Source organism: Bacillus sp. ISL-35, from assembly GCF_018613355.1.
In the GTDB taxonomy this organism is placed as follows: Bacteria; Bacillota; Bacilli; order Bacillales; family Cytobacillaceae; genus Mesobacillus.
The window spans coordinates 14,507-27,443 of the sequence record NZ_JAGGQK010000008.1 but is presented as its reverse complement, the minus strand read 5'-3'; the positions used below and the strand labels follow the sequence as shown (position 1 = coordinate 27,443).

Here is a 12,937-nt window from a genome sequence, read left to right as displayed (position 1 = left end):
TCTTTTTAAAAAAATAAAAAGACCCCGAAACATAAGCGCTTCGGGGTCCTAAAAAAGACAATATCAAACTAGAGGGTAAAAAAAGGTATACTGCTCCCTTGTTTCTAATCCTCGTTTTTTCCTTCTCCCATCCAGACTTTAACTGTCGGCCCTGGAGTTTCACCAGATCCACCGTTTAACAAATGTTAACCGGGTCACGGACTAAGAAGCACAGGCTTGGCTTCATCACCGCCGGTTGGGAATTTCACCCGACCCCGAAGGAATATATTAAGTTAGTGACATTATACAGAACATGTTCATAAATAGAAAACAAAATGGCCTGTTATTTTTTCATCAGTTTCTCAATTGTCGTCAACAGTTCATCGATCACTTCGTTGTCACCTTCCTGAATCCGTTCAACGATGCACGATTTCATATGGCCTTCAAGCAGCAGCTTAGCCACGCTGTTCAATGCCGCCTGAGTCGCAGAAATTTGGGTGATCACGTCGTCACAATACGTATCTCTTTCAATAAGGCCTTTTATGCCGCGTATTTGTCCTTCTATCCGATTCAATCTCGTGACAAGATTTTTTTTCGTTTTTTCAGAGTGATGGCTTTTTCGCTCTGATGAGCAGCAGCTGTCCGCACAGTCAGCCGGGTGTACTTCGGGCTCTAAAATGTCCATCTAAAAACCCCCTTTTACATCTTTTGCTTATATCTTATCATACCCCCACACAGTAAATAATCGCAAATTCACATCAACTCTTACATATAAAACGTTTTAAAAGGAATAACTATTTTTAACGAATATATTATTAAAGTTTGCTATTAAGCAAAAAAGTGGTGTGATGATGAAAAAATTCCGGCTTCCTGCATCTAATAGCGAGAAAAAAGAAATTCATTGCAGTGGATATGAAAAACTAAAGGCTGTCTTTCAGCATACCGCTGACTTTAAAGAGTTTGAATTTAAAAGGGGAAACTATACTTTGCGGTTTTGTTTCCTTGAAACCATGGTGTCACAGGAAAAGTTCAAGGAGCTTTTATTGATTCCTTTATTGGCTGAAGATTCTCAGGTCACACCAGACGAACTTAAGTTGTTGAATGGTATACGGGCGGATACTCAGAAAAACATGATCAGCGGCATTCTAAGTGGCGGATATGTTTTATTCTTATGCGAACGTGATGAAGGATGGCTATTCACATTCCCTAAAGATATCCAACGTGCCATACAGGAACCGATAAATGAATCAGTGGTTCGCGGCGCGCATGATGGCTTCGTTGAAAAACTTGAAACAAATATCAGTCAGCTAAGGCTTAGAATTAAAAATCCAGAGTTCACGGTTAACTACCATGAGTTAGGCGATAAGACCAAAACCAAAGTAGCTGTCATTTTTATGAAGGGGATAGCTGACCAGAATATCGTTGATGAAGTTGAAAGAAGGCTTTCCTATATTTCGACCGACATGGTACTAAGTCCTGGTTATATTGAGGAGTTCATTGAGGACGATCCGTTTTCTTTATTTCCACAGCTCATCAACACGGAAAGGCCGGATCGGGCAATGGCTAATTTAATGGAAGGCAGGATCATCATCATTGGTGATGGCAGTCCGACAGCCTTGATATTGCCAATCACTTTTTTTGCATTCTATCAGTCATCGGATGATTATAACAGTCGGTGGATTCCTTCTACATTCATCCGTTTGTTGAGGTATGTCAGCTTCCTTATCGCCATCACATTGCCTGCCTTTTACATCGCAATTATTGCTTTTCACCTTGAAGTCATCCCTCATGAGTTAATTCTTCCATTAAAGGGATCAATAGAAGGAATACCCTATCCTCCTCTTTTGGAGGCTTTCTTCATGGAGATAACGATTGAATTGATCAGGGAAGCTGGGATCAGGCTTCCGAGACCGATCGGACAAACCATCGGAATTGTTGGAGGTCTGGTCATAGGTGATGCTGTTGTAAGCGCAGGATTGATTTCTAATATCATGATTGTCATCGTCGCTGTCACTGCGATATCTGCGTTTGTCGTTCCTTCCAATGAAATGAGTACGGCCGTCCGGCTGATCCGGTTTCCCCTAATGGTTGCGGCTGCAATATTAGGTTTCGTGGGACTAACTTTTGGCCTGATATTCGTCTTCATTAAACTGTGCAAGCTTGAATCTTTCGGAGTCCCATATTTTTCGCCATTGGCTCCATTGCAGGTCAAGGATCTTAAGGACACATTTTTGAGAATGCCACTTTGGAAAATGGATGAGCGTCCGCGCAATTCACATGCTGTAAACACCAAGAGACAGCGGGACTCTAGAGGATGGAAGACAAATGAACCGAGATAAAGATACGATTACCCATCAGCAATTTTTCTTTTTGATCATCCAGACACAGTTGGGTGTAGGTGCCCTTTCATTGCCCTATCAAATGCATAAATCTGCGCAGTCAGATGGATGGATTTCGGTACTTCTGGCCGGCCTTTTGCTTCAAGGAGTCTTATTAATGTATTTCATGCTTTTAAAAAAATTCATGTCTAAAAACATCCTTGATATTTCAGCGTTTCTGTTAGGCAGGAAGATTGGTAAACTAATTTCTCTTTTCTATATGCTATATTTCATCAGTGTCGGAAGTCTGATTCTTGTGCTCTATACCAGAGTTATCGATCGCTGGATCCTTCCCTATACTCCAAATTGGGTAATCGGCGGTTTGCTTGTGCTGGCCGGAATCTATTTAAGTGTAGGTGGATTGAAAATCCTGGCCCGGTTTTACACATTGGTCACACCGCTTATCCTTTTGCTCTTGCTGCTTGTTTCCTACACGTTGAAGGATTCGAACATTTATTATTTGTTACCGATCGGACAAGCTGGCATCAAAGATATTGTCATTGGCAGTAAAGACGCGATCCTTTCCATGCTGGGGTTTGAAATCATCCTCCTCACTTTTCCAATGGTATCAGGAACGACACGTCAAAAATTCAAGGCAGTATCCTTTGCTAACCTGTTCAGTACCATACTCTATGCCTATGTAGTTATCATCAGTTTCATTTACTTCAGCCCGGCTGAAATAAAAATATTGCCAGAACCGCTTTTGTATATCTTAAAATCTTATACGTTCAAACTCATTGAACGAACGGATTTACTATTTCTGTCAATTTGGATATTCCTTGTATTCACTTCTTTCTGCACTTACCTGTTTCTGGCCGCTGACTCTGCCGGTAAAATTTTTTATAAAATGGATCGACGGAAACTTGTGTATTGTTTGGCGTTTATCATTTATGGCTTTTCTTTTTTGCCTGAAATAGATATCAAATATTTAGATATCATGAGCAGTAATATCCCGAAGGCCAGTTTTATTTTCATCCTTTTCCCTGCCTTTTTACTCACCGTTTCATTCCTGTTCAAAAAATCCGAGCATGGAGGTAAGGCCAATGATCCGAATTCTTAAAACAGGCATTCTTGCTATTGTCACCCTTCTGTTGCTTAGTGCCTGCTGGGATCAGCATTTATTGAAGGATGTAAAATTATTCATGGCGGCCAGCTTCGATTTGACGCCTGACGGAAAAATACTCGATGAGCTTACATCCCCAACCATAAAAAAGAATCAAGAGGGAGGAGGGGTCAGTGGATATACCATCAGCACTGGCATCGGGAATACACCAAGAGAGGCACGGGGGGACGTAGACAGAAAAGCTGAAAAGGTCTTTGATGCATCCAAACTAAGGGTGTTAATCATAGGGAATGAGCTCGCAAAGAAGGATATCTATTCTGTACTTGATTTATTCTATCGTGATCCCAAGAGTGCCCTAAGCGCCAAAGTAGTCGTAGCCGAGGGGATGGGTAAGGATTTGCTGCGAATAAATTTTGAAGAGGAGAAGGTCAGTTCTTATCTCTATGATTTATTAGAGAGCCAGGAAATCGCTTCCCTCATTCCCGCGGAAAACATTCAATCGATCTGCGCGGAGATGTTTGATCCAGGAGAAGATTTCGTATTGCCTTTCCTTCGTCCATCAGAAGACAGGAAAACGGCCAGTGTTGAGGGTATTGCCTTATTTAACGACAGAAAATTCACTGGTCGGGTACTTACCGGGGAGGAGGCGGTTATTTTCCTATTGCTTGACGGCAATTCGGGAAAGTCGCCAAAATTCACAAAAAGAATAGCAGAAGGTGAAAGTTTCAATCCGCCACATTTTGTTTCTTTTACCGTAAAAAAAGCAAAGGAAACATTAGAGGTAAAAGTGAAAAACAATCGGGCTATTGCGAATATAAATTTAAAGTTAAAAATTGATATCACCGACTACGCTAAGAACCAATTATACAATAAGCACGAAATTACAAAATTGAACAATAAACTATCTGAGATGCTGACCAATGATGCAGTAGCCGCAATTAAAACTCTTCAGGAAGCAAATAGTGATAGCTTGGGGATTGGCAGAAGACTAATTGCACTATACCCCGACTATTGGAAGCATGTAGATTGGAAAAAGGAATATCCAAACGTGGTCATCACTCCAAAAGTCGATGTAGAAATTGTTGGACATGGAATCATAGATTAAACTTGATTCCAACAGGAAATAACAAAATACTCCTATTGAGCTTCCGAATCTAAAGAAGATCAATAAGGAGTATTTTTTAAGTTAAACCTGACTATTTTCATTTCTATTTTGCAAAACCAACAACATCTCCCGTGAAATCCCGGCCGCGAACAGGCAGCCTAAAAGAAGTGCCAATGTGCCGTACAAAGGGTCTGTCACCTTGGAAAAAATCAGTTGGACATAGAAGTAAAATCCTGCTCCGATGGCTACAATGAATAAGGAATTCCAAACGTATCGGTACATATTTTTCCTCCTCAACCTTCTATTAATTTAAACATTATCATAGACTCTACTAGTTGTTTATTGGGAAAATTCCTGTCGAAAACAGAAGAGTTATGAAGGGAATGAACGAAAAATTGAAACAAAAAACCACATTCATCGTCCTGTTCATGTTTGTTAGCATTTTAGCCTTCATTCCGTTTTTCTATACGGATGAACCTCCTGCTCAGGCTGTTTCATCACCGGTTGATTTGCCAGAGGTAATTAATGATTTTATTGTAAATGAACGGATTCTTGAGGGGGCATTGGCGGGTATCAGCATAAGGTCAGCCGAGGACGGAAAGCTGCTGTATGAGCATAACGGAGAGATTCGAATGCAGCCGGCTTCTGTCCTGAAGCTGTTCACTGCCGCTGCATCACTGTCAGTTTTAGGGGAGGATTATCGCTTTACTACCGAAGTTTTGACAGCTGGTAAAATAGCTGGCAGCACTCTATCAGGAGATCTTTATTTAAAAGGTGGAGGCGATCCGACACTACTTCCAGCTGATTTTGCTGAAATGGCCAAAAAACTGAAGAAGAAAGGAATCCTGAAGATAGATGGGGATGTTGTCACCGATGACAGCTGGTATGATGATATTCGTTATTCTGAGGATCTAACCTGGAATGACGAGCATCAGTATTATGGAGCGCAAATTTCGGCACTGACAGCCTCACCGAATCAGGACTATGACGCCGGAACAGTGATAGTCTCCATTTCCCCGGGTAAAAAAGACACGGCCGCCAAGATTTCGCTCGAGCCTGATACAGATTTTGTCACAATCGTTAATGAAACTAAAACAGTCGAAAACAAAGGAAAACAGAATATCCACATCGAACGAGAGCATGGCACAAATACCATTGTCGTAAAAGGGACGATTCCTGCTGATTCGCAAGCGCTAAGGGAATGGGTAGCCGTCTGGGATCCAACGCGATATGCCGGAACCCTTTTTAAGAAAGCCCTGGAGGACCAGGGAATACAGATTGTTGGGAAAATAAAAGACGGCGAGGCAACAGATGACATGCCGGTATTAATTTTTCACAAATCCATGCCCCTTGCTGACCTGATGGTACCCTTCATGAAGCTCAGCAATAATGGCCATGCCGAAGCGCTCGTGAAGGAATTGGGCAAAGCCGTCCACGGTGACGGAAGCTGGGAAAAAGGCCTTGAGGTTATGGCTGAGGAACTGAAAAGTTTCGGTATCGATACACACCAAATCTTAATCCGTGACGGTTCAGGTATATCCCACGTGAACTTAATTCCGGCAAATGAAATCACAAAACTACTTTATGAAGTGCAGGGGGAGAAATGGTTTCCTGTTTTCAAGGATTCCCTTCCAGCTGCCGGAGCAAAGGACAGGATGGTTGGCGGGACGATGCGAAACAGACTGAAAGAAGAGGCAAAGTTAGTTACTGTTCAGGCCAAAACCGGCTCGCTAACAGGAGTAAGCACCCTCGCAGGTTATGTGGAAAAGCCTGGCGGAGAGACTCTTATTTTTACGATTATGCTGAATAATCTGCTGGATGACAGGGACGGCAGGAAAGTTGAGGATCAAATCGTTAGAATACTTTCAGGACAATGAATAAAGCTTGAATGGTCCCCTTATTTGGATAGTTTGGGGTATCTTTCGTCCGGAATGGTGCCTTTATGTGGACAGCTTCGTCTGCATAAGGGTATTTTTCAACCGGAATGATGCCCTTATGTGGATGATTTTGACTGCATAAGGGTACCTTTTGCCCTGAATGGTGCCCTTATGTGGATAGTTTCGACTGCATAAGGGTATCTTTCGACCGGAATGGTGCCCTTATGTGGATAGTTTTGCCTTCATAAGGGTATCTTTTGCCCCGAATGGTGCCCTTATGTGGATGATTACACTTGCATAAGGGTATCTTTCAACAGGAATGATACCCTTATGTGGATAGTTTTGCCTGCATAAGGGTATCTTTGCCTCGAATGGTACCCTTATGTGGACAGTTTCACTTGCTTAAGGGTACCTTTTGCCCCAAATGGTACCCTTATGTGGATGATTCCACTTGCATAAGGGTATCTTTCAACAGGAAAGGTACCCTTATGTGGATGGTTTCCCCTGCATAAGGGTATCTTTTGCCCCGAATGGTGCCCTTATGTGGATGATTACACTTGCATAAGGGTATCTTTTGTCCTGGATGGTACCCTTATGTGGACAGTTTCACTTGCTTAAGGGCATCTTTCGCTCTGAATGGTGCCCTTATGTGGACAGTTTCACCTGCATAAGGGTATCTTTCTCCTCCATGAATCATTTATCAACAGTTATATAGCGAGAAGATGGACCATAGCCCTCCAATGTATAGTTTTCGGATAGAATGTTCCTAATGGCTTTCTTTGTTTTAACAGTCTTGCACCATTGATGAACCGTATTGACTGTTAAAGCTTCTTCCGGAAAAAGCAATTGAATATCTCTAACACTTCGCAATACTGCTTCATGTATAGTTTCCCGTTTTCCGCAATTAGTGCATATCAGTGTTTTTCTAGTAACGATGGTATTCATGCTATGACAATGAGAACAGGTTATTCCCTTCTTCAATTTGTCGAAACTATATTCAGGCAGTCGTGAGTATGGTGAATCTTGGGTATGCAGGGATTGCAGCCGTTCCGCTAGGTTTGTGTGAGTATTTTTTATTGGAGCAAATTGTTTTTGCAGGTTTTTAAGAAGTCTTGGAATCTGATTCGGAAAGATAATTGGTAAATTACGCGGGGCTTGATAGAGGTAAAAGTTGGTGTTCACAAAGACTAGTGTTGATTCAATATTTAAGTTGTATCCCAGGTCTCGTACCATCCTTCGCAGGAGAGATTCTGCTCTTTCCATTTGTAATAGAGGATTTTTGATTTCTACTCCATTGTTGGTGTACCACCTATCGCCTTCGATATAATAATCTCCCTCCAAGTTCTTCACTTCGAACATGTGAATCATCTTGGACAGGAATAGGGAATCGATTTGGAATTTGGTATTTCCATGTTCCAGGAGCAAATCATTCAAAACCAGAAAGCCTTTTTCTACCCCCTCCATCCAACGATCAAAAATTACTTCGCCTTCATATCCTTTTTCCAGGTATAGATAGTTACTATGTTCTTTCGGAGACAAATTCATTCTCGCATTCAGCTTTCTCAGAATCTGTAGTTCCAACGATTCAACACGCGATTTAACTATCAAAAAACATTCCTCCATTCATTATGTATTGCAATTAAATAGTATGTTTTATTTAAATATTTAACAAGGCTTTTTATCACAAGCTTTGAAAAGTAACCTAATTGAGAAAAAGCTGTGCAGAATGAGAATCTGCACAGCTTTTTTCTGGTTACTTCGCAAATCTATGATTTCCGATTGTTACGGTTACTTCTCTTGAGAAAACCCATTTGCTTACTGCTGTTTTCGGATTAAAGAAGAACAATGAGCCATTTCCCTGCCCCCTGAATGCTAGGGCTTCTTTAACTGCCTTCTTTGACTCTGCGTCCGCTGCCTTGTTGATCGCACCATTTTTCACCGGTGTGAAGGCATAATAGCCGTTTGATTTTTGATAGATGACACCCTTGATTGTATTTGGGAATTCAGAGCTTGCTACTCTATTCAAGACAACAGTCGCTACTGCTACTTTCCCTGCATATGGCTCGCCTTTCGCCTCAGCGTGGACCAGTCTTGCAAGCAAGTCCTGATCTGCCGCGGATACCGTTGCGGCCGGAATCGTCAACTTTTGTCCTGGATATAGTAGATTGCTAGTCCGGTTATTGGCCTTTTTCAATTGATTCACAGGCACAGCATATTTACTCGCAATTCCCCATAAAGTATCTCCTGTTTTCACCTGGTACGTTGCCGCTTCTGCAGCCGCACCCATTGAAAATACAGATAGGGATACTACAGCCGTTAGCGCTGCCAAAGTCTTTTTCATCTTTTTCATTCTCCATACCTCCCAGTAGAGTTGCTCTCTTTCTCTACTAACAAGGCTAGCAGTTGTAACATATTGATTCATCGCCCAATAAGTGCCAATCAAGAAAATTCATCACAATCTATTGAAAACGCTTGATTCTTTTTAAACCTAGCAGTTTATTCCAGTCTCTTTTTTCTTCCTTCAATAACCAGCACTGTAAGGATCCGGTTCATTTTTTACATAGTGTTACAGGTTTGTAACTTAGCTAGAGGCGTATTCGAGAGATTCAAAAAAATGTCGTTTTATCAAGAGTTATTTATTTTATCGTCCATCTACTGGGACAGGACCAATTTACCTATATTTAGAGAACTGAATATAATTATACTAATTTCTTATTTAAAATTATTATTATTTAGTATTGATTTTTATTTGAAAGGTGTTATCATTTGATTATCAACAAATTTAATAAAAGGCGGGATGAACAATGAGTAATGATCAAAAGAAGCATTTGACTACAAGCTGGGGAGCGCCGGTCGGGGACAACCAGAATTCCATGACAGCTGGACAAAGAGGTCCTACTTTACTGCAGGACGTTCACCTTTTGGAAAAATTGGCGCACTTTAACCGCGAACGCGTACCTGAGCGTGTTGTGCATGCAAAAGGCGCCGGAGCACATGGATATTTTGAAGTGACAAATGATGTAACCAACTATACGAAGGCTGCATTCCTTTCCGAGGTAGGCAAGAAAACACCTTTATTCGTCCGTTTCTCAACGGTTGCAGGAGAACTTGGATCAGCTGATACAGTGCGTGATCCACGCGGCTTCGCCGTAAAGTTTTATACAGAGGAAGGAAACTATGATATCGTCGGCAACAATACGCCGGTATTCTTCATTCGTGATGCGATCAAGTTCCCTGATTTCATCCATACACAAAAAAGGAACCCTCAGACTCACCTGAAGGATCCGAATGCAGTGTGGGATTTCTGGTCACTTTCACCTGAAGCGTTGCACCAGGTAACGATCCTGATGTCTGATCGCGGAATTCCGGCTACTTTCCGCCATATGCACGGTTTTGGCAGCCATACATTCAAATGGACGAACGCTGAAGGCGAAGGAGTCTGGATTAAGTACCATTTCAAGACAGAGCAAGGTGTGAAGAATCTGACAGCCGATGTGGCAGCACAAATTGCCGGGGAAAACCCTGATTTCCATACAGAAGACCTATTCAATGCAATTGAAGCCGGTGACTTTCCTGCATGGAAGCTTTATGTACAAATCATGCCGCTGGAGGACGCGGACACCTATCGTTTCGATCCATTCGATGTCACAAAAGTTTGGTCTCAAAAAGACTATCCGTTGATTGAAGTGGGCCGCATGGTATTGGACCGCAATCCTGAAAACTACTTTGCCGAGGTTGAGCAGGCTACATTCTCACCGGGCAGCCTTGTCCCTGGTGTCGACGTATCTCCAGATAAAATGCTGCAGGGCCGCCTGTTCGCTTATGCTGATGCGCACCGATACCGTGTAGGCGCAAATCACAATCATTTGCCAATCAACAGGGCTAGAACAGAAGTCAATTCCTACCAGCGTGACGGCCAGATGCGCTTTGATGGAAATGGCGGCAAATCAGTAAACTATGAGCCTAATAGTTTCGGAGGACCAACTGAAGTAAATGAGCACAAACAGGCAGCATTCCCTGTCAGCGGCGTGGCCGAAAACGCGGGCTATGATCACCATGACCATTACACACAAGCCGGTGACCTGTACCGCCTTATGAGCGAAGAAGAACGAGAGCGCCTGGTTGCTAATATCGTCGCTGCCATGAAGCCAGTTGAACGCGATGATATCAAACTCCGCCAGATCGGCCACTTCTATAAGGCAGATCCCGAGTACGGAACCCGTATCGCCCAAGGACTGGGACTGCAGGTGCCACAGGAAGTTTAATAGGTATGAAAAAACGGATGTCCTATATTGGTAACGGGTTTACTTGTGAGGTGCAAACAGTCAATTATCATATGAACTCTCATAGCTAACCACGGACAAAACACTTGGTAATTCACAAGGTAAATAACACAAAAAGACCGACTTATCAAAAAGTTGGTCCTTTTATTACTAATTATTGTCTTATTCAACTAAACACCCGTTTGTTTAAGTACATTTCTTCACAAACTATGTAATAATAATCCGATCCTTTTTAGTATCTTCACTCACTTTTTTAGGGCCATCCTTGCGGGATGGCCCTTCCATTGAAGTATTGAACTATCCTTAGGTTAGTCTCTCGATTCAAAGTAGTGGATCGGACGAATCTCAATCCCCCATCCAAATTGCTCCCCCGCAACAACCTGTACGGTCGGATGTAAGGAAGCAATCCTGATCGCTTCCTCCATATTCTGCGCTTCTATAAGAAAAGCGCTGCCTATCATCTCCTTCGTTTCGATAAAAGGACCGTCCATAACCTTCACCTTACCGTTCGCCCGTCGCAAGCATTTCGTTTCGAAGGATAGACCAGCATCAATCATCACTTGACCGCTTTTATAGAATTCCTCTAGGTGAGGCTGACATTCCTGCATAACAGCATCAATCTCCCCCTTGGGGCGAACATCCATTTTGGCTGAATCCAGGTAACCCAAACATAGAAATTTCATATTTTTTTCTCCTTTTACAATAAATTGAAGCATTTATTTTTGCCTCTATTTATTCGACGAACAACATGTATCAAAATCGACATACCTTTTTAAAAAAAATTCAAAAAAATATTCGACCATTGAACTTGATGTAAATTAAGCTCTAAATTTACTACCTTTTAGCGCACTCTTCGGCACGTTTCAATAGAAGCTCTTGTTCACGGACATTGCCCGCAAGTGCCGCAGCTCGTTGGAATTCCAAATAGGCTTCGTCAAATCTGCCCAATTTCATGAGAAAATCGCCGCGGACACTCGGCAATAAATGATAGTTTTTTAGGGATGGTTCCGATAGCAATGTATCGACAATCTCGAGTCCAATCTCCGGTCCATATGCCATCGATAAGGCAACTGCACGATTTAACTCTACTATAGGTGTTGGCATAATTTGAGAAAGTGCTTCATAAAGCGCTGATATCCGCACCCAATCTGTCTCCGAAGCCGTGCGTGCCTGGGCGTGACACGCCGTGATAGCCGCCTGAAGCGAATAAGGACCCAGGTCGACACCAAGCCGTTCAGCACGATTAAGCGCAGCCAGTCCGCGACTTATAAGGAGTTCATCCCAGAGCGCTCGGTTTTGATCCATAAGCAGTATGGGCTCCCCGGTTGAGTCGACTCGCGCTTTAAACCTCGAAGCTTGAATTTCCATAAGCGCAACAAGGCCATGGACCTCAGGCTCGTCGGGTACAATTCCCGCCAATGTACGACCAATCCTCAGGGCTTCTTCACAAAGCTGGGGCCGTAACCATACATCACCTTTAGACGCGGAGTATCCCTCGTTAAACATGAGATAGATTACCTCGAGAACCGAGGAAAGTCGAGACGTGAGCTCGGCCTTCGGCGGAACTTCAAATGGAACTCGCGCCTCTGATAGCGTTCTCTTGGCTCGTGTGATCCGTTGCGCGACCGTTGACTCTGAGATGAGATATGCTTTTGCAATTTCTTCGGTCGTTAGTCCTCCGAGTAGTCGCAGCGTGAGTGTCACGCGTGCGTCTGCCGACAGAATAGGATGGCAGGTTATGAATATCAGACGCAGGAGATCATCGCCAATGTGATCATCAAGTGCATCGTCAAAATCCGGTTTGTCCAGAGTGTTCAACTCATACCCCAACTCTTCATATTTGCGATCCCTCAATTTATTTCTGCGGATCAGGTCGATGGCTCGCCGTTTTGCAGTTGTCATCAGCCATGCGCCCGGGTTATCAGGTATACCTGAAAGCGGCCAGCGCTCAAGGGCGATAAGAAGCGTATCTTGTGCAAGATCTTCGGCAAGTCCCACATCTCGCATGATCCGTGTTAGACTTGCAATAATCCTAGCCGACTCGCTCCTCCAGATAGCATCAACGGAGCTACTGAAAGCCGTGTCCGTCACCAAGATTCCTCCTTTATGAAATGAATTAAAAAAACTCGTCATTACTTATGGTACGGTTCACGGTAATTAATGCAAAATTAATTCTTAACTATTTGTCTCTATTACTGAACAGAAATTAAGTACAATGGTTCACAATTTCCCTTTATTATAACATCACGAAT

11 protein-coding genes and 1 riboswitch are annotated in these 12,937 nt (G+C 42.8%); of the genes, 5 read left to right on the top strand and 6 right to left on the bottom strand.

What is annotated here, in order from left to right; all coding sequences use genetic code 11:
* Positions 1 to 115 precede the first annotated feature (115 nt).
* A riboswitch (FMN riboswitch) is annotated at positions 116 to 266 on the bottom strand.
* Positions 267 to 322: 56 nt separating this feature from the next.
* A complete protein-coding gene (locus J7E38_RS13070) occupies positions 323 to 664 on the bottom strand; it encodes a metal-sensitive transcriptional regulator (RefSeq protein WP_214705459.1) in 342 nt (113 codons plus the stop codon).
* 166 nt (positions 665 to 830) lie between these two features.
* Between J7E38_RS13070 and J7E38_RS13065 the strand changes: the two genes are divergently transcribed.
* Genes J7E38_RS13065 through J7E38_RS13055 form a run of 3 tightly spaced genes read left to right on the top strand, consistent with a single transcriptional unit; the run spans position 831 to position 4,525 of the window.
* Positions 831 to 2,318 carry a spore germination protein gene (locus tag J7E38_RS13065; protein ID WP_214705460.1) on the top strand — a complete coding sequence of 496 codons (1,488 nt, stop codon included), beginning with the start codon at positions 831 to 833 and terminating at the stop codon, positions 2,316 to 2,318.
* Positions 2,305 to 3,417, top strand: a complete 1,113-nt coding sequence (locus J7E38_RS13060; RefSeq protein ID WP_214705461.1) for a GerAB/ArcD/ProY family transporter — start codon at positions 2,305 to 2,307, stop codon at positions 3,415 to 3,417. The genes J7E38_RS13065 and J7E38_RS13060 overlap by 14 nt, the downstream gene beginning before the upstream one ends.
* Positions 3,401 to 4,525 (top strand): Ger(x)C family spore germination protein, encoded by a 1,125-nt coding sequence (locus tag J7E38_RS13055; RefSeq protein ID WP_214705462.1) that lies wholly within the window; start codon positions 3,401 to 3,403, stop codon positions 4,523 to 4,525. Before J7E38_RS13060 ends, J7E38_RS13055 begins: the two co-directional genes overlap by 17 nt.
* A gap of 81 nt (positions 4,526 to 4,606) precedes the next feature.
* Here the strand turns inward: J7E38_RS13055 and J7E38_RS13050 are convergent, their stop codons facing one another.
* Positions 4,607 to 4,807 carry a hypothetical protein gene (locus J7E38_RS13050; protein WP_214705463.1) on the bottom strand — a complete coding sequence of 67 codons (201 nt, stop codon included), beginning with the start codon at positions 4,805 to 4,807 and terminating at the stop codon, positions 4,607 to 4,609.
* 113 nt (positions 4,808 to 4,920) lie between these two features.
* Between J7E38_RS13050 and dacB the strand changes: the two genes are divergently transcribed.
* A complete protein-coding gene (dacB, locus tag J7E38_RS13045) occupies positions 4,921 to 6,402 on the top strand; it encodes a D-alanyl-D-alanine carboxypeptidase/D-alanyl-D-alanine endopeptidase (RefSeq protein WP_483297174.1) in 1,482 nt (493 codons plus the stop codon).
* Between the two features lie 693 nt (positions 6,403 to 7,095).
* Here the strand turns inward: dacB and J7E38_RS13040 are convergent.
* Entirely contained in the window at positions 7,096 to 8,010 is a 915-nt protein-coding gene (locus tag J7E38_RS13040) for a nuclease-related domain-containing protein (protein ID WP_214705465.1), read from the bottom strand.
* Positions 8,011 to 8,155: 145 nt separating this feature from the next.
* Entirely contained in the window at positions 8,156 to 8,743 is a 588-nt protein-coding gene (locus J7E38_RS13035) for a cell wall hydrolase (RefSeq protein WP_215038586.1), read from the bottom strand.
* Between the two features lie 463 nt (positions 8,744 to 9,206).
* On the opposite strand from J7E38_RS13035, the gene katA reads away from it, so the two are divergent.
* A complete protein-coding gene (gene katA / locus J7E38_RS13030; RefSeq protein ID WP_214705467.1) occupies positions 9,207 to 10,667 on the top strand; it encodes a catalase in 1,461 nt (486 codons plus the stop codon).
* Positions 10,668 to 10,993: 326 nt separating this feature from the next.
* Here katA and J7E38_RS13025 read toward each other — a convergent pair whose 3' ends face one another.
* Positions 10,994 to 11,368, bottom strand: a complete 375-nt coding sequence (locus J7E38_RS13025) for a YciI family protein (protein WP_214705468.1) — start codon at positions 11,366 to 11,368, stop codon at positions 10,994 to 10,996.
* A gap of 151 nt (positions 11,369 to 11,519) precedes the next feature.
* A complete protein-coding gene (locus J7E38_RS13020; protein ID WP_353049952.1) occupies positions 11,520 to 12,776 on the bottom strand; it encodes an RNA polymerase sigma factor in 1,257 nt (418 codons plus the stop codon).
* Between the last annotated feature and the right edge of the window lie 161 nt (positions 12,777 to 12,937).